Below are 18,870 nucleotides of genomic sequence, written 5' to 3'. Positions count from 1 at the left end.
GCTTCGATGAACGCTTCGAGCAACACAGGGCGCCGGGTGGTCATCACCGGACTCGGCGTGGTCACCAGCATCGGCATCGGTGTGGAGGCCTTCACCGCCGGCCTCCGGGCGGGACGCAGCGGCGTCAAGCCGATCACCGCGTTCGACACGACCGGCTTCGCCCACGCCAACGGCTGCGAGGTCACCGACTTCGAGCCGGAGCAGTGGGTCACCCGGCAGTCTCCCGAGGAGCTGGGCCGGGCGAGCCAGTTCTCGGTGGCGGCCGCCAGGATGGCGGTCGAGGACGCGGGTCTGAGCGTCGCGGACGTACGGGCCCGCCGTTCCCTGGTGTCCGTCGGCACCACGGACGGCGAGTCCCGCGACCTCGACCAGCTCGTCGCCGCGAGCCTGGACAGCGGGCCCGAGGAGTACGAGCCGACCGTCGCCCGGCGCATCCCCGCGGGACGGCTGTCCGCCGGAATCGTGCGGGAGCTGGAACTGGAGGACGTCGAGGCCGTCACCATTCCGACCGCCTGCGCGGCGGGCAACTACGCTGTCGGCTACGGCTACGACGCCATCCGCAGCGGGGACGTGGACGTCGCCCTGTGCGGGGGCGCCGACGCGGCCTGCCGCAAGACCTTCACCGGCTTCTACCGGCTCGGCACCATCGCCCCCGAGGTGTGCCGGCCCTTCGACAAGGACCGCGAGGGCATCCTCACCGGCGAGGGCGCGGGCATCCTCCTCATGGAGAGCCTGGAGTCGGCACTCGCCCGCGGCGCGCGCATCTACGCCGAGGTGCTGGGGTACGGCCTCGCCTGCGACGCCCTGCATCCCGTCGCCCCGGACCAGGACAGCATCGCCCGCACGATCCGCATCGCGCACCGCAACGCGGGGGTGACGCCGGATCAGGTCGACTTCGTCTCCGCGCACGGCACCGGGACGAAGGCCAACGACATCACCGAGGCCGGCGCCATCCGCCAGGTGTTCGGCGCGGACGCCATGCCGCGCACCGTCTCCATCAAGTCGATGATCGGCCACAGCATGGGCGCCGCCAGCGCGGTCGCCGCGGCGGCCTGCGCGCTCGCGCTCACCGAGGGATTCATCCCGCCGACGGTCAACCACCGGGAGACCGACCCCGAGTGCGGGGTGGACTGCGTGCCCAACGAGGCGGTCGAGGCGGAGCTGAACGTCGTACAGAACAACGCGCTCGCCTTCGGCGGCAACAACGCCGTGCTGATCCTCGGGGCCTACCGGGGCGAAGCGGTGAGTGCGGCATGAGCTGGATCGTGACCGGGATGGGCGCCGTCGCCAGCATCGGCGACAGCGTCGACGAGATCTTCGATTCGCTGGTCGCCGGGCGCAGCGGGCTCGGTCCGTTGCGCGGGTACGACCGGGAGAAGTTCCGGGCGCAGGTGGCGTACGAGATCGACGACCGGCCCGCGCCGGGCGTGGATGTGCCGCTGCGGGCGACCCGTTGGCTGGAGCAGGCCGTGGCGGCGGCCGCGGCGGACGCCGGGCTCGGGGACGATCTGTCCGGGGTGCCGGTGCTGGTCGGCACCACCTTGCGCGAGCTGCGCTCGGTGGAGCTGTCCTGGCGGGACAAGGTGCCCTTCGACGCGGCCGATCTGCACTTCGGCACCATGCTGCGACGCCGGTTCGGGGCCGCGGACACGCACACCGTGGCCAACGCCTGCTCGGCCTCGCTGTACACGCTGGCGCTCGGCACCGATCTGCTGGAACTGGGGGCGGCGGACACCGTCGTCGTCGCCGGGGTCGACACCATCAGCGAGAGCACGTACGGGCTGCTGGACCGCTGCTATCCCGAAGCGCCCGACCGGGTACGGCCCTTCGACCGGGCCCGGCGCGGGATGCTCCAGGGCGAGGGCGCGGTGGCCGTGGTGCTCAGACGGGAGAGCGACGGGCCCGGGGCGGCGGGGCGGGTGCACGCGCGCGTGCGGGGTGTCGCCGTCAACTGCGACGCCCATCACCCCTCCGCGCCGGACGCGAAGAACATCACCGCCGCCGTGCGCGAGGCGCACGAGAGGGCGGGCGTACGGCCGGCCGACATCGACCTCGTGATGCTGCACGGCACCGGTACGCCGCTGAACGACGAGGCCGAATCGACGGCGCTCGGTGCGGTGTTCGCGGGGGTCGAACCCTCGCCGTACATGACGGCGATCAAGTCGATGACCGGGCACACCGCGGGGGCGTCCGGGCTGCACAGTCTGGTCGCTGCGGTGGACGTCATGCGCTGCGGGACCGTGCCGCCGACCGTGTATCTGGACGATCCCGTGGAGGCCGTGGCCGGGTTCCGGCTGGTGCGCGGGGCCGCCGAGCGGGCGGACGGGCCGTTGCGGATCGCGCAGATCGACTCGTTCGGCTTCGGCGGGCTCAATGCGGTCGCCGTCGTGGAGGCCGTGCGGGAGTCCGCAGGGGAAGGAGCGGGGAGTTGAGTGCCGCAACCACGGCGCAGGCCGTGATCACCGGGCTCGGTACGGCGGTACGAGGTCTCGACGGGCCGGGCGGACTGCTCGGGCCGCTGCCCGCGGGCCATCGGTCGGCGGCCGATCCCGTCTCCCGGCTCACCGGGCGCGGGCTGCGCTACAAGGACCGGGCCACCAAACTCGCCATGACCGCGGCGCGGGACGCGCTGGACGCGGCCGGACTGCTCGACGGGGCCGGGGAGTTGACGGTGCCGGGCGAGAGTGTCGGGGTGGTCGCCAGTACCAACTACGGCAACTGCGACACCGTCTGCGAGACCGTGCAGACGATCGCCGAGTCGACGTATCTGGGGACCAGCCCGATGATGCTGCCGGCCACCTCCAGCAATGTGGTCGCCTCCTGGGTGGCCATCACGCACGGGCTGCGCGGCGCCAACCTGACACTGTGCAACGGGCCGGCCTCCGGGCTCGACGCCGTCAACTGGGCCCGGCTGCTGGTCGCCGCCAGGCGGGTGGAACGGGTGCTCGTCGTCGGGGTCGAGCCGGACAACGCGGCCGTGCGGCATGTCACGGAGACACCGGAGCCGGACGGCACCGACGACACGGACGCGGTGCCGGAGCTCTTCGACGGGGCGGTCGCGCTGGTCGTCGAGTCGCTCGCGTCGGCCGAGGCGCGCGGGGTGCGTGCGCTGGCGGCGCTCGGGCCCTACGCGCGCCGGGGCGATCACGCCGGCGCCGTCGCGAAGGTACGGGCGCTGCGGCCCGGGCCGGTGGGGCTGTGGTGCGTACCGGAGCATCCCGCCGGAGTGCGCGCCCCCGCGCCCGCGCTCGGGGCGTCCGCCGGTTCGGCCCCGGTTCACGACCTCTCCGCGCTGTACGGCCCGTCGTCCGGGGCGCTGGGTGTGCTGCAGTGCGCGACGGCCGCCGTATGGCTCGCGGACCACGACGACATGGTCCTCGTCAGCGCCGGTACGGGTGACGCCGGCGGCGACGACGCGGGCGCGGCACTGCTGCTGACTGCGCCGGAGGCGCTCGCGGTGGCGGGTAGTGCGGCATGAGCGCGCAGGGCATGCCGGGCGCGGGCGGAGTGCACGATGACAGCTCCGGCGTGCGCGGCGCGAACGCGGAGCTCGCGGACTGGGTTGCGCGCCCTGTTCGGGGCGTGACCGGCGCGGGTGAAGGGCGAGCTGACGGCTCTGGGGCGCGTGGTGCGAGCGCGCGGCGTTCTGAGCAGGTTGCGCGCCCCATGCGGAGCGGTGCACGCGGGGAGCGGGCTGGTGGGTTCGCGCCTGGCGCGGGCGAGTACGCCACGGCGGACGAGCCCGTCGCGCAGGCTGTCGCATCGGGCGGCCCCGCCCAGGACCGCGCCCCGCGTGCCGGGCTTGGGCTCGGTGGGCGGCGGGAAGCTGTCGTGCGGTTGCGGCGGGGTTCCCGGGAGGCGGGGACTGCCGTGCGGGTGCTTGTGCTGCATGGGCTCGCCGGGAGTACGGCCGTGTGGCGGGCGTACGAGGAACTTGCGCCGGGGTGCGTCGAGTTGTGGGACGGGGCCCTGCCCTGGGGGGCCGACGGGGATCCTGACTGGAGTCTCTTCGGTGATCCCGCCGAGCATGTGGCGGACGCGCTCGACGCGGTGCCCGGAGGCGTCGACGTGCTCGTCGCGCACTCGTTCACCGTCGGGCCCGCGCTGGAGGCCGTCGTACGGCGGGACGTGCGGCCCCGCGGGATCGTGGCCGTGGCGCCCTTCCACCGGCGTGGTCCCGGCGAGTTCAGCTGGGACGACGCCGCGTACTACCTCAATGGCTTTCACCGCATCCTCGAAGAGGGGCTGCGGATCAGCGCGGGGGACCGGCTGTCGCCGCAACTGCGGGCCGCGATGGCTCTGCGGGTGCGGGACCGGATCGGGCCGTACGGCTGGCAGCAGTTCTTCGGCGCCTATCTGCGCAGCCCCTTCCTGGATGTCGACGCCCTGCGCATGCCGGTGCTCGTCGTCGCCGGGGCCGAGGACTTCGCTGCTCCGCCGGGCGACGCGGCCGCGCTGGCCGCCGCGCTGCCCGACGGGCGGCTCGAACTGTTCGACGACTGCGGGCACTTCGCCATGGCGGAGCAGCCCGACCGGTTCGCGGGCGCCGTCCGGGAGTTGATCCGGGACGCCGTTCCCGAGGTCGACACCGACACCGACAAGGACCGCTGTACCTCTTCCGACCTTTCCCTCCTGACCATCCCTACGCACCGGAGTTGACGTGACCACGAACACCGCTGACATCGAGGCCGCGGTCCTCGCCCTCCAGGAGCCCAGTTCCCTGGAGATCCGGCCCCGTTACGAGGGCTCCAACATCTGCACCTGGATCGGCTTCAAGCACGTCAACTACCTCGTCGAGGAAGCCGTACTGAACCATCTGCGCCAGGCCGGACTCGCCCCGGGCACGATCTACGAGGTCTACGGGCTGTGCACGGACATCGTCGACATCGACACCCGCATCCTGCACGCCTTCCACATCGACGACACCGCGGTCGCCGAGGTCAAGCCGCACCGCAAGGCCAAGGCCGACGAGCTGGTGCTCGCCGTGACCCTGTATGTGCAGCGCGAGACCCTGCTCAAGGCGGTCACCTCCACCGTCCGCGTCCAGCTGCGCCTCGACCCGCGCGGTGGCGGCGAGCTGCCGGTGCCGGCGCCGCTCGCGCCGTACGCCGTCGACAAGCTGTCCGCCAAGCCCGGCTGGACCCCCGAGCCCGTCGAGGCCGACCTCGCCGCGGACGACCTGGTCAAGGAGCTGACGGCCGGGCGCAACGCGTACGCCTGGAAGTTCCGTATCCCCTACTGGTACTGCCACTTCACCGAGCGCCAGCAGATGTCGGGCTATCTGCGGCTGATGGAGGAGGCCAAGGACCGGCTCGTCGCCGACCGCGGGGTGTCCATCAAGACGCTGCTCGACGAGCAGAACTGGATCCCGGTCGTGCCGCACTCGCGCATCACGGTCCTCGACGAGGCGCGGATGGAGGAGGACCTGTACATCGTCCTCACCGTCGAGAACGTCTTCAAGGGCTTCACCTACGACTCCCGTATGGACACCTACGTCGTGCGCGACGGCGAGCTCGTGCAGACCGCGACCGGCCGGATCACCCACGGGTACGCGGTGATCGAGAACCGTCGCGACTGGAGCCTGGTGGCCTTCGACGACCGGATGAACGCCGCCCTGGAGGGCCGGACGGCATGAAGTCCGAGGTCGAGGTCCTGGTCACCGGGATCGGTGCGGTCACCTGCCACGGTGCGGGCGCCGACACACTGTGGGGCGCCATGCGAGCGGCCGGCGTCCGCCGGCCCGACCGGCCGGCCGACCCGCTCGCCCGGATGGAGCTGCCGCTGATCAGCCTGGTGCCGGACCCCGACCTCACCGCCGAGCGGGCCACCCGGTTCGCCTCGCTCGCCGCCCGGGAGGCCCTGGCCGACGCGGGCCTCGACGCGGACGCGCTCGCCGACGGCCGTACGGCCGTGGTGCTCGGCAGCTGCATGGGCGAGCCGGGCGGCAACGAGCGCGGGCGGGGGCCGGAGGGCGGCTGGGCGCCGCCGTTCCGGCTCGCCGCGGCGCTCGCCGCCGAACTCGGGGTCTACGGCACCGTCCACGACCTGGGCAACGCCTGCGCCGCCGGTGCCTACGCGCTGGGCGTCGCGGCCGATCTGGTGCGGGCCGGCGAGGCGGATGTGGTGATCGCCGGGGGTTCCGACGCGTACTCGCGGGTCGCGCTCGGGTGCTTCAACCGGCTCGGCGCGGTGGACGCCGAGCGGTGCCGGCCCTTTGAACGGGACCGGGCCGGGACGGTGTTCGCGGAGGGCGCGGGTGTGCTGGTCGTGGAGTCGGCCGAGCATGCGCGGCTGCGCGGGGCCGCGTCCGGTGCGGTGCGGCTCGGTGCCGTGGCGTGGAGCTGCGACGCCGATCATCCGACGGCGCCCGGGGCGGACGGCGAGCAGATCGTACGGGCGATGCGGCAGGCCGTGGGTCCGGTGCCGGAGTCCGTGGGGTGTGTGGTGCCGCACGGGACCGGGACCCGGCTCAACGACGTGCTGGAGAGCCGGGCGCTGCACCGGGTGCTCGGGGCCGGCGCCTCGCGGGTGCCGCTGTACAGCCTGAAGGCGCTGCTCGGGCACGCGGGCGGGGCGTCCGCCGCGCTCGGTGCGGTGGCGGCGGCGCTGATCCTGCGGCACGGCGAGATCCCGCCGAACGTGCCGCTGAGCGACCAGGACCCCGAGTGCGAGGTCCTGCTGCCGCAGGGGGCACCGCTGCCGCTGGCGGCGCAGGCACGGCGGGTGCTGGTCAACGCGTACGGCTTCGGCGGGAACAACGCGTCGGTGGTGCTGGAGGGGGTGGCGGGTGATGAGCGTGATGCTGCCTGAAACGGCTGCGCCCGTACGGGAGTTGGTGCGGAGTGAGCTTGCCGTGACCGGCGTCGGGGTCGTGTCTCCCTGGGGGGACTCGGCCGGGGACGTCCTGGCGGCGGGCGGTGCGGGTCGGCCGGGCGGCGAGGGGTGGTTCGACCACCGGGTGCGGCTCGGGGCGCGGGGCTACAAGTACCTGCCGCCGGCTGCGCAGTACGTCCTGGCCGCGGCGCGGGCCGCGGTTGCCGACGGTGGGCGGCCCGACGCGGTGCCGGCCGACCGGCGTGGGCTGGTGCTCGCGACCGGAGCCGGGCTCGCGGGGCTGTTCGACGCCATGGACGCGACGGTGGCCGAGGAGGGCGCGGGGGCGTTGTCCCCGGCGACCGCCCCCTACTTCGCCGTGAATGTGCTCGGCAACCGGCTCGCCGCCGAACTGGAGCTGAAAGGCTTCGCACTGACCGTCGCCACCCCGGGCACGGCCGCCGCGGACGCGCTGTCCGCCGGTGCGCTGGCGCTGGCCGCGGGGCGGTGCGACTCGCTCGTCCTCGCGGCGGTCGAGGAGCCGGTGCCCGCCGGGCGCGGCGGGGGCGGGCAGCAGGGCGCCGTGGTGTTCGCCCTGGAGCCGCCGGCCGCGGCCCGGGCACGCGGAGCACGCGTCCACGGCACGGTACGGGCCCGGTCGCTGTTCCTCGCGCCGAACTCCCTGCGGGAGAGGGCGGGCCGGGAACGCGCCGCGCGCCGCCTGGGGGCCGCGCTTGCCGACCTGACCGGTGGCCTGGCCGGTGGCCTGGAGGGCGCCGCCCCCGCCGTACATCTCGACCTCGACGGCTCGGCAGTCGCGCAGACGGTCGCCGCGGCTCTCGGCTCGCCCCCCGGCACCGCCGCCGCCTCCGTCGGCTGTCTGACCCCCGCTCTCGCCGTCGCCCATGCCCTCGGAGCCGGTGGGCTCGTCGTCGCCGCTCGCGGGGACGGGCACGTCGGTCTGGTCCGGGTCGCCCCTTCCGTCAACGCCCTTTCGTCCACAGGAGTCCTCGCATGCTGAAGTCACTCGAAGGGAGCTGGTGCCTGGTTCTCGGGGCGTCCAGCGGGATCGGGCGGGCGATCGCCCTGGGTCTTGCCCGGGAAGGGGTGAACATCGCCGGTGTGCACTTCGACACCGCCTCCCGTGCCCAGGAGGTCGAGGACCTCGTCGAGGAGATCCGCGGGCTCGGCGTCGAGGCGCACTTCTTCAACTCCAACGCCGCCGCCAAGAGCACCCGCGCCGAACTCGTGCCGCAGCTGGCTGAGTTGACGGGGGCGACAGGCGGCATCCGGATCCTGGTGCACTCGCTGGCGTTCGGCACCCTCGTGCCGTTCACGCCGCGACCCGGCTGGGACAAGCAGATCAGCACGCGCCAGCTGGAGATGACCCTCGACGTCATGGCGCACAGCCTCGTCTACTGGACCCAGGACCTGCTCACCGCGGGCCTGCTGCGCGACGGTTCCAAGGTGTACGCCATGACCAGCGCCGGCACGTCGCAGGCGCTGCCCAGCTACGGCGCCGTCTCCGCGGCCAAGAGCGCCCTGGAGGCCCATGTCCGCCAGCTCGCCTGCGAGTTGGCCACCCGGGGTGTCGCGGTGAACGCGCTGCGCGCCGGTACGACCGTCACGCCCGCCCTGCGCCGCATCCCCGAGCACGCCGGATACATCGAGCGCGCCGCCGAGAACAACCCGCACGGACGGCTCACCCGGCCCGACGACGTCGCCGAGGCGGTGGCGCTGCTGTCCCGCTCCACCTCCTCCTGGCTGACCGGAAACACCATCGGCGTCGACGGCGCGGAGCTGCATGCCGCGGCCGGGGCCTGGGGCACACCGGCGTCCGCCTGATCACCCGCCAGTTCACGACCCTTCACCCACAGGAGCAGCAGCGATGAGTGTCAGTCTTGCCACCGGGGCGGACCCGGACACCCTGGTCGTGTCCGGATGGTCGGCGGTCTCGCCGTACGGGCTCGGCGCCCGGCCCTTCGCCGACGGGGTACGCCAGGAGCGCGACGCGGTGCGCGTCGCCGACGAGGACGCGGATCTCGGGCCGTACGAACGGGCCGGGCGGATACCGGAGTTCGACGTACGGGCGGTACTCGGGCGCAAGGGGACGCGGTCCATGGACCGGGCCACCGCGCTCGCCGTCGCCACCGCCGGGATGCTGCTGGAGTCGGCGGGTCCCGGGCTTGCCGCGGACGACCCCGAGGCCGTCGGCATGGTGCTGGGCACCGGGCACGGCAGTGTGCAGAGCATCATGGACTTCACCCGCGACTCGCTGCGCGGCGAGAAGCCCTTCCATGTCGATCCGGCCCTGTTCCCCAACACGGTGATGAACAAGGCCGCGGGACAGAGCGCCATCTGGCACAGCCTGCGCGGCCCCAACACCACGGTGGCCGGGGGCGCGCCGACCGGACTGCTCGCCCTCAGCTACGCGGCCCGGCTGCTGCGCCAGGGGCACTGCGAGGCCGTGCTGTGCGGGGCCGTGGAGGAGTTCTCCGCCGAACGCGCCTGGCTGGAGTACCGGGCCCGCACCGGCTCCGCGCACCGCCAGCCCGCCGGCCCGCTCGGCGAGGGCTGCGCCCTGTTCCTGCTGGAGTCCGCCGAGCGGGCCCGCGCGCACGGCCGTACGCCGCTGGCCTCCCTCGCCGCGTCCCGCTTCCTGGCCTTCAGCGACGTCGAGCGGGCTCAGAGCGTCGTCGCCCGGGCCGCCGCCGAGGCGCTCAAGGAGGCCGACGTGACACCCGAGGAGGTCACCCTGCTGGTGCCCTCGGACGGTGGCGGACCGCTCGGCGCCCGGGAGGACGCGGCCCTCGCCGACCTGTTCGGCGAGCAGCGCCCGGCCCGGCTGCGCCTGCGCCGACTGGTCGGCGACTGCGGCGCCGCCACCGCCTCCCTCCAACTCGCCGGCGCGCTCGCGGCCGGAGCCGAGGGCCCGGTCCTCGTCACGTCCGTGGACCCCGACGGCCAGGCGGGCGCGGTCGTCCTGCGGGCCACGCCGTGATCGCCACCGGGGCCGGCCGCAGTGCGGAGCGGTTGCGGCGGATCCTCGCCCCCTACTCGTACCCCGACCGCCTGGCGGGCGCGGACGACCGTCCTGCGGGCCACGCCGGGGTCGGCCGCCGTACCGAGCGGCTGCCGCGGATCCTCGCCCCCTACTCGTACGCCGACCGTCTCGCGGCCACGCCGTGATCGCTGTCGCGGTTCGCCGTCGGGCCTATCGGCTGCGGCGGATCCTCGTCCACTACTCGTACGCCAACCACCATCCCGAAGGACGTGTGTACCCCATGCCCGAATCCGTCATCGCCCCCGCGCTCGCCGCTCTCGACAAGGAGCAGCTGCGTGACCTCGTCGCCGATGTGCTCGACCTTGATGTCGCCGAAGTCACCGACGACGCCCACTTCGTGGAGGACCTGGACGTCGACTCGCTGATGGCGCTGGAGATCGCCGTGCGCCTGGAGAAGGAGTACGGCGTGCGCCTGGCCGAGTCCGAGCTGACCTCGATCACCTCGCTGGGCGACACCTACGAGCTGCTCTCCGCCAAGAGGGGAGAACTGGCATGAGCGCCGCCACGCCGCTGGGTGAACTGGAGCTGATCCGTACCGGTCCCGAGGGCGCCGTCGCCGCGTTCGACGCGCCTGTCGACGGGCCGATCGTCGCCGGGCACTACCCCGGATTCCCCGTGCTACCGGGCGTGTTCCTCATCGAGGCCGCCGACCGGACCGTGCGGAGCTGGGCCCACGGCCGGGCCCGCGAAGTAGAGGGCGAGAGCGGTGAGGTCGAGCTGGTGGCCATGGACCGCTGCCGCTTCCACCGCCCGGTCTTCCCCGGCGATCGCGTCCGTACCGACGTCAAGGTGGTGGACAACGCCGCCGGGCTGCTGTTCAAGGCCGCCGTCGCCACCAACCGCGGGAAGGTCGCCGACCTCAAGCTGCGCTACCGCCCCAAGCAGACCCCCGACGAGGAGACCCCGTGAGCGTGCACGGCATCGAGCGGATCAAGAACACCATTCCGCACCGGGGCGAGATCCTGCTGGTGGACCGGGTCGAGGGCGTGGTGCCGGGCGAGCGCCTGACCGCGTACAAGGCCGTCTCCGGCAACGAGCCGTGCTACGCCCCGCTCGCCCAGGACGCCGCCGCCGAGGACTACGCCTATCCGACCTCCCTCGTCATCGAGTCGTGGGCGCAGTCCGCGGTGCTGCTGTCGGTGTGGGAGAACCCCAACCCGGATGTGCTCGCCGGGAAGGTGGAGCTGGCCGGTTCCATCAACGAGGTCGCCTTCTCGGCCCGCGCCTACCCCGGGGATGTGCTGGAGCACCGGGTGCGGCTGGTCAAGGCCGTGGACGAGACGGCGATCCTCGCGGGCGAGACGTACGCCGGCGGGCGCGAGGTGCTGCGGATCGGCGCGTTCGTGGTGGCGCTGCGCGATGTCAACGAGCTGCTTCCGGCGCCCGACCGCGCCCTGCTGACTGTGTGAGGAGAGGACCACCATGTCGACCCTGAGCAACACCGGCGAGAAGGTCGCGCTGGTCACCGGCGGTTCGCGGGGCATCGGCCGCGCGGTCGTGCTGCGGCTGGCCGCGGACGGCTACGACATCGGCTTCTGCTACCGCTCCGACGAACAGTCCGCCGCCCTGGTGGAGAAGGAGGTGCGCGAGCTGGGCCGGCGGGTGCTGTCGCGGCGCGTGGACGTCACGGACGGCGCGCAGGTACGGGAGTTCGTCGCCGCGGCCGAGGACGAGCTCGGTCCGGCCGGGGCGGCCGTCACCTCGGCCGGCATCACCCGGGACAGCCCGCTGGTGCTGATGGAGGACGAGAACTGGGACGCGGTGGTGCGCACCAACCTCGACGGCACCTATCACCTGTGCCGGGCCGTGACCTTCCCGATGATCCGGCGGGGCGGCGGCGCCGTGGTCACGCTGTCCTCGGTCGCCGGGGTCGCGGGCAACGCGGGCCAGACCAACTACTCGGCGTCCAAGGCCGGGATCATCGGCTTCACCCGCTCCTTCGCGAAGGAGGGCGGGCGGCACGGGATCCGGGCGAACGCGGTGGCGCCGGGCTTCATCGACACGGACATGACGTCGGCGCTGCCGCCGAAGGTCTCCAAGGAGATGCTGGGGCGGATTCCGCTCAAGCGGTTCGGGCAGCCGGAGGACGTCGCCTCGCTGGTCGCCTTCCTGGTCTCGTCCGAGGCCTCCTACATCACCGGTCAGGTGTTCCAGGTGGACGGGGGCATCGCGCTGTGAGCGCCCGGCGCAGGAGACCACCGCGCTTCTACTTCTCGCTGCGCAGTCCGTACTCCTGGCTGGCCTACCGGGATCTGCTCGACCGGTATCCGGGTACGGCCGCCGCGCTGGAGTGGGTGCCGTTCTTCGAGCCGGACGAGCTGAGCCGGAAGCTGCTGGCGGAGGCGGGGGGTGCGTTCCCGTACACGCCGATGTCGCCGGAGAAGCATCGCTACATCCTTCAGGACGTACGGCGGCTGGCGGGGGACCGCGGGCTGTCGTTCAGCTGGCCGGTGGACCGGGAGCCGGTGTGGGAGGTGCCGCATCTGGGGTATCTCGCGGCGGCGCGGCACGGGAAGGGGCCCGAGTACATCGCGCTCGCGCAGCGGGCGCGGTGGGAGCTGGGTCTGGATATCTGCGACCGGGCGGTGATCGGCGGCTTCGGTGCGGAACTCGGCCTGAACTCCGATGAGTTGGCTTGCGCCTCGGACGATTCCTCGCTGCGGGCGGAGGGTGTGCGCGTGCTGCTGGAGATCCAGCGGGACGGGGTGTTCGGGGTGCCGTTCTTCGTCGATCACTTCGACAAGTACTGGGGGGTCGACCGGTTGCCTGCGTTTGTCGCTGCGCTGGAGGCCAGGGGTGCTGTTGACCTTGTCGGTACGCCGGATTCGTCCGGGGTATCGGGTCCGTCGCCCGTGCCCGTCGATGACGGGCATGCGGGCGGGTGCGGCTGAGCCTTCCCCCGGGCCGGCCGCGTAAAGGGGCCGCCGTACGACGCCCATCCCCCCGGGTGTCGTACGGCGGCCCTTCTGCTGCCCGGCGTCCGAGCGGTGCCGCCTGCTGCGGTGGCCGTGGGGGTGGGTGCGCAGCCCGGCGCGACGGGGTGCCGCTGCGCCCACCCGTGCCGCCCCAGCGGCACGACTGCCCGCAGCTACGCAGGCAGGCGGAGATACAGCCGTAGATCCACATATAGGTGCCGCATAGCCCCCGGCGTTTCGCTGGAGTCCGTCCGCTGCTGGGTTAGCGCGGCCTCAAGTGGTCGCAGAGGGTGGGTAGTTGGGGTGTCCGGCTTCGAGAGCTTGGTCAGGGCGGTGCGGGGTAGGGTCGATGCCGCGCCTGCGCGGTATGCCGTCCGGTTCCGGACGGGGGCCGGCGAGGAGGAGTTGTCCTACGGGGAACTGGACCGCCGGGCGCGGGCCGTCGCCGGTGCCCTGAGTCACAGGGTCGCGCCCGGGGACCGCGTGCTCGTGTCCTGCGCCGCCGGTACCGGGTTTCTGCGTGCCTTCCTGGGCTGCCTGTACGCGGGCGCGGTGCCCGTGCCGGTGCCCGCGCCCGGTGGGTTCGGGCGCCAGGAGTCCCGTACGACCGCGATCGCCGCCGACACCGGGGCGCGGCTCGTGCTCACGGACGTGGCGAGTGCCCAGGCCGTGGAGCGCGCGCTGCCCGGGCTGGACCTCCTCACCGTCGAGCGCGCCGAGGGGGAGGGGGACGCCGAGGCGTGGCGCGAGGTTCCCGTCGCACCCGACTCGCTCTGCTTCCTCCAGTACACCTCCGGGTCCACCAGCGACCCCAAGGGCGTGATGGTGTCGCACGGCTCGCTCGTGCACAACCTCGGTCTGATGCGCGACCGGCACGGCTGGCACGGCGGTATGACCTGGTGCAGCTGGCTGCCCGCCTACCACGACATGGGCCTGATCGCGATGATGCTCGCCCCGTTGTACCTGGGCGGCACCTCGGTGCTGATGTCGTCCACCGACTTCCTCAAGCGGCCCGTGTCCTGGCTGCGGCTGATCGACAAGTACCGCGCCGACATCAGCTGCGCCCCGAACTTCGCCTACGACCTGTGCGCGCGCCGTCTCACCGAGGAGCAGACCGCCGGACTCGATCTGTCGAGCTGGCGCTACGCCTGCAACGGCGCCGAGCCCGTGCACGCCGCGACGCTGGCCGCCTTCGCCGAGCGGTTCGCCCCGGCGGGCTTCAAGGCCAGTTCCCTGCTGCCCGGTTACGGCCTCGCCGAGGCCACCCTCTACGTCTCCGGCACCCCCGCCGACCTCCCGCCGACCGTGCTGCGCGCTGACGCCGACGCGCTGGCCCGCGGTGAGGTCGTCCAAGGAGACGGTCCGACGCAGGAGTTGGCGAGCAGCGGTGTCGTGGACGGGCTCGATGTGCGGATCGTCGACCCGGACAGCCGTGCCGAACTGCCCGACGGCCGCGTCGGCGAGATCTGGATCCGCGGCGAGAGCGTGGCGCTCGGCTACTGGAACCGGCCCGAGGAGACCGCCCGCACCTTCGGCGCCGTCACGGCCGGCGGGGACGGCGGCTTTCTGCGCACCGGGGACCTCGGCGCGCTGCGTGAGGGCGAGCTGTATGTCACCGGCCGCATCAAGGAAATGATCATCGTGCACGGGCGGAATCTCTATCCGCACGACATCGAGCGTGAACTGCGCGACGCACAGCCCGCGTTCGAGGATCTGCCGACCGCCGTGTTCGCGGTGCGCTCCCGGGCGGGCGAGGAGATCGTCGCCGTACAGGAGGTACGCAGCAGGGGCGTGAGCGAGGACGAGCTCGCCGCCCTCGCCCGCTCCGCCCGGGCCCGGCTCGCCCAGCGGCTCGGCGTGCGCGTGGGCGGTGTCGTGCTGGTCCGTGCCGGGCGGATCCGCCGCACCACCAGCGGAAAGATCCAGCGCACGCTGATGCGCAAGCTGTTCGAGGGGAGGGAACTTCAGGCACTTCACGAGGAGTTGAGCCCCGAGGTCGCCGCCCTGGTGAACCCCTGGGACCCGCACGCCCTCAGCCGTGACCTGGAGGCGCGGCTCGGTGATCCCTCCGACGCGAGCAACACCTTCTCCTACGCCCGCAGCGCCGAGCTCGACCGCGCCGAGGCCTTCCCCGCGGACATCTGCATGGCACTGGACGCGCTCGGGGTGCCCCGCTGGTTCGCGCCCGCCCGGCACGGCGGTGAACTGCGCTCCAGCGAGGAGCTGTTGCAGCTCATCCGCACGCTGGGCCGGCGGGACTTCACGGTGGCGCTCGGGCATGTCAAGACGTATCTGGGTGCGGTGTCCGTGTGGGTGGCGGGCCGGCCGGAGCAGGCCGCGGCGCTCGGCAGGCGGGTCGCCGACGGCGCCGTGGTCTCCCTGGCCCTCACCGAGCGGGAGCACGGCAGCGATGTGCTCGCTGGTGAGCTGCGGGCCGAGCGCACCGCGTCCGGCTGGCGGCTGGACGGTGAGAAGTGGCTGATCAACAACGCCACCCGGGCCGAGCTGCTGTGTGTGCTCGCCCGCACCGACCCGAAGGGCGGCAGCCGCGGGTTCAGCATGTTCCTCGTCGACAAGGCGCGGCTGCGGCAGGGGAGTTGGCGGGCCCTGGACAAGGTGCCCACCCACGGTGTGCGCGGCGCCGACATCAGCGGCATCGCCTTCGACGGTGCCGAGCTGCCCGAGGACGCGCTCGTCGGCGCCGAGGGCGAGGGCCTGGAGGTCATCCTCAAGGGCTTCCAGCTCACCCGCACGCTCTGCTCGGCCATGTCCCTCGGCATGACCGACCACGCACTGCGCATCGCCCTGGACTTCGCCCGCTCCCACCGCCTCTACCAGCGCCGGCTCGCCGACCTCCCGCACACCGCCCGCACCCTCGCCGAGGCCTACGCCGACCTGCTCGCCATGGAGGCGGCAAGCCTCGTCGCCACCCGCTCCGCGCACACCCTCACCGAGGAACTCAGCGCGGTCTCCGCGGTGGTCAAGTACCTGGTGCCGACCCTGGGCGACGAGGTGATCGGCGCCCTGCGCTCGACGCTCGGCGCCCGCGCGATGCTGGTGGACGACTTCGCCGACGGCGCCTTCCAGAAGTTGGAGCGCGACCACCGTATCGTCGGCATCTTCGACGGCAGTACGGCCGTCAACCTCAACTCCCTGATCAACCAGTTCCCCGTGCTCATCCGAGGCTGGCGCGGGCAGCTCGCCGACTCCGGCGCGGTGGCCGCCGCGGCCCGCCTGGACGGTCCGGTGCCGGAACTCGATCACGGCCGGCTCACGCTGTACGCCCGCTCCGGCGTCGGGGTGGTGCAGTCGCTGCCCGAGGCCGTCGAGCGGGCCCGCACCCTCGCCCCGCCCGCTGTCGTCGCCCGTGCCGAACACCTCCTCGCGCTCGCCGGCGACCTGCACGGGGAACTCGCCGCCCACCGGCACACGGCCCGCGCGGTGCCCCCCGAGGCGTTCGCCTCGGCCCGCCGGTACGCGCTCGTGTACGCCGGGGCCGCGGCCCTGCACCTGTGGCTGGAGAACACCGGCACCGGCCGCGCCGCCGGACCGCTGTGGCAGAACGCCGCCTGGCTGGACGCGGTACTGGCCCGCTTGAACCGCCGCCTGACCGCCGAGGCGGACCTGGACGACCTGGACGGCCCCGCACTGGACGCCCTGCTGCCCGCGCTGCACGCCCAGTACGACCAGGGCCTGCTGTTCTCCCTGCTCCCCTGCCCACTGGCCGAGTCCCCCGCCGACCGCCCGACGAAGGACGCGGCATGAGGGACCTGCTGACCGCGCCCGTCTCCGCCGAGGGCCCCGCCGACCGCTGGACGAAGGAGGCAGGGGTGACGGACCTGCTGACCGCGCCCGTCTTCGCCGAGGGCCCCGCCGACCGCCCGACGAAGGACGCGGCATGAGGGACCTGCTGACCGGCCCCGTCTTCGCCGAGGGCCCCGCCGACCGCTGGACGAAGGAGGCAGGGGTGACGGACCTGCTGACCGCGCCCGTCTCCGCCGAGGCCCCCGCCGACCGCCCGACGAAGGACGCAGCATGACGGACCTGCTGACCGGCCACGCCGCTCCCGCCGCTCCCGCCGCCCCCGTGCTCGAGCGCATCGACCGGATGGAGGCGCTGCTCGGCGACCCCCATGACCCGGCCAACCCGTTGGGTCACGCCGCCGTGCTTGCCGCCGATGAGCGGGGTGAGCTGTTGCTCGAAGGGGAGCGGGTGCTGGCCGGGTTCGGGCTCGCTGCTGAGTTCGTGCCCGCCGTTCTCGGGGGGCGTTTCGAGCGCGCCGATCGGTTCGCGCAGCTCATGCGGGCCCTGTTCCGTCGTGACTGTGCGCTCGGCATCGGGCACGGGGTCACCAGCTTCATCGCGGGGCTGCCCGTGTGGGCCGACGGCAGCGAGGCCCAGCGGCGTCGGGCTGCGGATCTGCTGCTGTCCGGCGGCCGGATCGCCGCCGCCTATACCGAGCTCGACCACGGCAGCGACTTCGCCCGTATCTCCCTGGCCGCCCGGCCGACGCCCGACGGGTATGTGCTGGACGGGGGCAAGCAGCTCGTCAACAACGTCGGCCGTGCCGAGGCCGCCGTCCTGTTCGCCCGTACCGGCGACGGCCCCGGCAGCCGCGGCCACTCGCACTTCCTGGTGGACCTCGACGACCGGACCGAGCGCTCCCGCCGCTACGCCACCTCGGGAGTCCGGGGCTGCCGCCTGGGCGGGATCGACTTCGACGCCTTCCCGGTACCGGAGGACGCGCTGGTCGGCGCACCCGGCGCCGCCATGGAGACCGTACTGAAGGTCTTCCAGGTCACCCGCAGTGTGCTGCCCGGCATGGTCGTCGGCGTCGGCGACACCCAGCTGCGCACCGTCCTCGACTTCACCGCACGACGGCACCTGTACGGCCGTCCGGTCGCCGAACTCCCCGAGGTGCGGGCCGCGTTGACGGACGCCTTCGTCGATCTGCTGATCTGCGACGCGCTGTCCGCCGTAGCGGCGAGGTCGCTGCATCTGCTGCCGCACGAGTCCAGCGTGCGCTCCGCCGCCGTGAAGTACCTGGTGCCGAAGTTCCTCCAGGACAGCTCCTACCGGCTCGGCACCGTGCTCGGCGCCCGCAGCTATCTGCGCGAGGGGCCCTACGCGGTTTTCCAGAAGGCCGCCCGGGACCTGCCGGTCGTCGCCCTCGCCCACGCCAGTGGCGCGGTCTGCCTGTCCAATATCGTCCCGCAGCTGCCGAGGCTCGCCCAGCGGATTCTCGCCGGGGAAGCGGCACCGGCGCCGGACGCGCTGTTCCGGCTCGACGACCCGCTGCCGGAACTCGACTTCGGCCGGCTGGAGCTGACCACACGCGGCGCGGACACCCTCGCCGGGCAGCTGACGATGTTCGCCGAAGCCGAGCAGACCGCCGAGCACCCCGAACTCGCCGAGCTGGCCCGTCTGTTCGCCGCCGAGCTTCGCGAACTCGCCCGCCGGGCCGCCGCCCTGCCGCCCCGTGACCGCACTCCGGTCGCCGGACGCCGCGCCTTCCTGCTCGCCGAGCGCTACACGCTGCTGCTCGCGGCCGCCGCCTGCCTCGGCATCCGGCACACCGCCGACGGCGGCTTCACCGCGGACCCGCTGTGGGCCACCGCCGCACTGCACCGGCTCGCCCAGCGGCTCGGCCTGCGCCACGGACCCCTGCCCGAACCCCTCGTCGCCCGGCTGGCCGGGGAGCTGGCTGCACGGCACGAGGCCGACCTCACCTTCGACCTGTACCGCGGACGGCTCGCCCGCCGCTCCGCCCCCGACCGAGGAGTCACTCCGTGAACGACACCACGACCGTCGGCACCACGACTGTCGACACCAGCCCCCAGGCCATCCGCGCCTGGCTCACCGACCGGGTCGCCTACTACCTGGAGCGGTCCCCGGCCGACCTCGACGAGGGCGCCCAGCTCGCCGAGATGGGACTCGACTCCGTCTTCGCGCTCACCCTGTGCGGAGACGTCGAGGACCGCTTCGGCCTGGTCGTCGAGCCGACCATGGCCTGGGACCACCCGACGATCGACGCGATCACCGCGTACCTCGCGGCCGAGCTCGCCGGATAACGGGAAG

At 73.3% G+C, this 18,870-nt stretch carries 20 protein-coding genes; all 20 read left to right on the top strand.

The window, feature by feature from the left end; translation table 11 throughout:
- Positions 1-6 precede the first annotated feature (6 nt).
- The 20 genes from OHT76_RS18805 (at position 7) to OHT76_RS18710 (ending at position 18,863) form a co-directional block, all read left to right on the top strand.
- Complete coding sequence (locus OHT76_RS18805) at positions 7-1,257, top strand: beta-ketoacyl-[acyl-carrier-protein] synthase family protein (protein WP_328871999.1); 1,251 nt, start codon at positions 7-9, stop codon at positions 1,255-1,257.
- The gene (locus OHT76_RS18800; RefSeq protein ID WP_328871998.1) at positions 1,254-2,432 is read left to right on the top strand and encodes a beta-ketoacyl synthase N-terminal-like domain-containing protein; all 1,179 of its coding nucleotides are present in this window, start codon (positions 1,254-1,256) and stop codon (positions 2,430-2,432) included. The genes OHT76_RS18805 and OHT76_RS18800 overlap by 4 nt, the downstream gene beginning before the upstream one ends.
- Complete coding sequence (locus tag OHT76_RS18795; RefSeq protein WP_328871997.1) at positions 2,429-3,478, top strand: beta-ketoacyl synthase N-terminal-like domain-containing protein; 1,050 nt, start codon at positions 2,429-2,431, stop codon at positions 3,476-3,478. Before OHT76_RS18800 ends, OHT76_RS18795 begins: the two co-directional genes overlap by 4 nt.
- Positions 3,479-3,666: 188 nt before the next feature.
- Positions 3,667-4,659 carry an alpha/beta fold hydrolase gene (locus OHT76_RS18790; protein ID WP_328871996.1) on the top strand — a complete coding sequence of 331 codons (993 nt, stop codon included), beginning with the start codon at positions 3,667-3,669 and terminating at the stop codon, positions 4,657-4,659.
- 1 nt (position 4,660) lies between these two features.
- On the top strand, positions 4,661-5,635 hold the full coding sequence (locus OHT76_RS18785; protein ID WP_328871995.1) for an acyl-CoA thioesterase: 975 nt from the start codon (positions 4,661-4,663) through the stop codon (positions 5,633-5,635).
- Positions 5,632-6,810: a beta-ketoacyl-[acyl-carrier-protein] synthase family protein gene (locus OHT76_RS18780; RefSeq protein WP_328871994.1), complete on the top strand. Its 1,179-nt coding sequence runs from the start codon at positions 5,632-5,634 to the stop codon at positions 6,808-6,810. Before OHT76_RS18785 ends, OHT76_RS18780 begins: the two co-directional genes overlap by 4 nt.
- Positions 6,791-7,834 carry a beta-ketoacyl synthase N-terminal-like domain-containing protein gene (locus tag OHT76_RS18775; RefSeq protein ID WP_328871993.1) on the top strand — a complete coding sequence of 348 codons (1,044 nt, stop codon included), beginning with the start codon at positions 6,791-6,793 and terminating at the stop codon, positions 7,832-7,834. Before OHT76_RS18780 ends, OHT76_RS18775 begins: the two co-directional genes overlap by 20 nt.
- Positions 7,828-8,658 carry an SDR family oxidoreductase gene (locus OHT76_RS18770; RefSeq protein WP_328871992.1) on the top strand — a complete coding sequence of 277 codons (831 nt, stop codon included), beginning with the start codon at positions 7,828-7,830 and terminating at the stop codon, positions 8,656-8,658. The genes OHT76_RS18775 and OHT76_RS18770 overlap by 7 nt, the downstream gene beginning before the upstream one ends.
- Before the next feature lie 43 nt (positions 8,659-8,701).
- A complete protein-coding gene (locus OHT76_RS18765) occupies positions 8,702-9,814 on the top strand; it encodes a beta-ketoacyl synthase N-terminal-like domain-containing protein (RefSeq protein WP_328871991.1) in 1,113 nt (370 codons plus the stop codon).
- A complete protein-coding gene (locus OHT76_RS18760; protein ID WP_328871990.1) occupies positions 9,811-10,002 on the top strand; it encodes a hypothetical protein in 192 nt (63 codons plus the stop codon). The genes OHT76_RS18765 and OHT76_RS18760 overlap by 4 nt, the downstream gene beginning before the upstream one ends.
- A 95-nt stretch (positions 10,003-10,097) precedes the next feature.
- Positions 10,098-10,373, top strand: coding sequence for an acyl carrier protein (locus OHT76_RS18755; protein WP_328871989.1), 276 nt, complete (start codon positions 10,098-10,100; stop codon positions 10,371-10,373).
- Complete coding sequence (locus OHT76_RS18750; RefSeq protein WP_328871988.1) at positions 10,370-10,786, top strand: 3-hydroxyacyl-ACP dehydratase FabZ family protein; 417 nt, start codon at positions 10,370-10,372, stop codon at positions 10,784-10,786. The genes OHT76_RS18755 and OHT76_RS18750 overlap by 4 nt, the downstream gene beginning before the upstream one ends.
- On the top strand, positions 10,783-11,286 hold the full coding sequence (locus tag OHT76_RS18745; protein ID WP_328871987.1) for a 3-hydroxyacyl-ACP dehydratase FabZ family protein: 504 nt from the start codon (positions 10,783-10,785) through the stop codon (positions 11,284-11,286). The genes OHT76_RS18750 and OHT76_RS18745 overlap by 4 nt, the downstream gene beginning before the upstream one ends.
- A gap of 13 nt (positions 11,287-11,299) precedes the next feature.
- Positions 11,300-12,055 carry a 3-oxoacyl-[acyl-carrier-protein] reductase gene (fabG, locus tag OHT76_RS18740; RefSeq protein WP_328871986.1) on the top strand — a complete coding sequence of 252 codons (756 nt, stop codon included), beginning with the start codon at positions 11,300-11,302 and terminating at the stop codon, positions 12,053-12,055.
- Positions 12,052-12,768, top strand: coding sequence for a 2-hydroxychromene-2-carboxylate isomerase (locus OHT76_RS18735; RefSeq protein ID WP_328871985.1), 717 nt, complete (start codon positions 12,052-12,054; stop codon positions 12,766-12,768). The genes fabG and OHT76_RS18735 overlap by 4 nt, the downstream gene beginning before the upstream one ends.
- Before the next feature lie 429 nt (positions 12,769-13,197).
- Positions 13,198-16,557, top strand: coding sequence for an AMP-binding protein (locus OHT76_RS18730; protein ID WP_443049807.1), 3,360 nt, complete (start codon positions 13,198-13,200; stop codon positions 16,555-16,557).
- Positions 16,554-16,694, top strand: a complete 141-nt coding sequence (locus tag OHT76_RS18725; RefSeq protein ID WP_328871983.1) for a hypothetical protein — start codon at positions 16,554-16,556, stop codon at positions 16,692-16,694. The genes OHT76_RS18730 and OHT76_RS18725 overlap by 4 nt, the downstream gene beginning before the upstream one ends.
- The gene (locus tag OHT76_RS18720) at positions 16,691-16,831 is read left to right on the top strand and encodes a hypothetical protein (RefSeq protein WP_328871982.1); all 141 of its coding nucleotides are present in this window, start codon (positions 16,691-16,693) and stop codon (positions 16,829-16,831) included. Before OHT76_RS18725 ends, OHT76_RS18720 begins: the two co-directional genes overlap by 4 nt.
- Entirely contained in the window at positions 16,828-18,585 is a 1,758-nt protein-coding gene (locus OHT76_RS18715; RefSeq protein ID WP_328871981.1) for an acyl-CoA dehydrogenase, read from the top strand. The genes OHT76_RS18720 and OHT76_RS18715 overlap by 4 nt, the downstream gene beginning before the upstream one ends.
- On the top strand, positions 18,582-18,863 hold the full coding sequence (locus tag OHT76_RS18710; protein ID WP_328871980.1) for an acyl carrier protein: 282 nt from the start codon (positions 18,582-18,584) through the stop codon (positions 18,861-18,863). Before OHT76_RS18715 ends, OHT76_RS18710 begins: the two co-directional genes overlap by 4 nt.
- Positions 18,864-18,870: the final 7 nt, after the last annotated feature.

It is taken from the genome of Streptomyces sp. NBC_00287, assembly GCF_036173105.1.
Classification (GTDB): domain Bacteria; phylum Actinomycetota; class Actinomycetes; order Streptomycetales; family Streptomycetaceae; genus Streptomyces.
The sequence above is the reverse complement of the archived record's forward strand: the minus strand, read 5'-3'. Positions and strand labels throughout refer to the sequence as shown.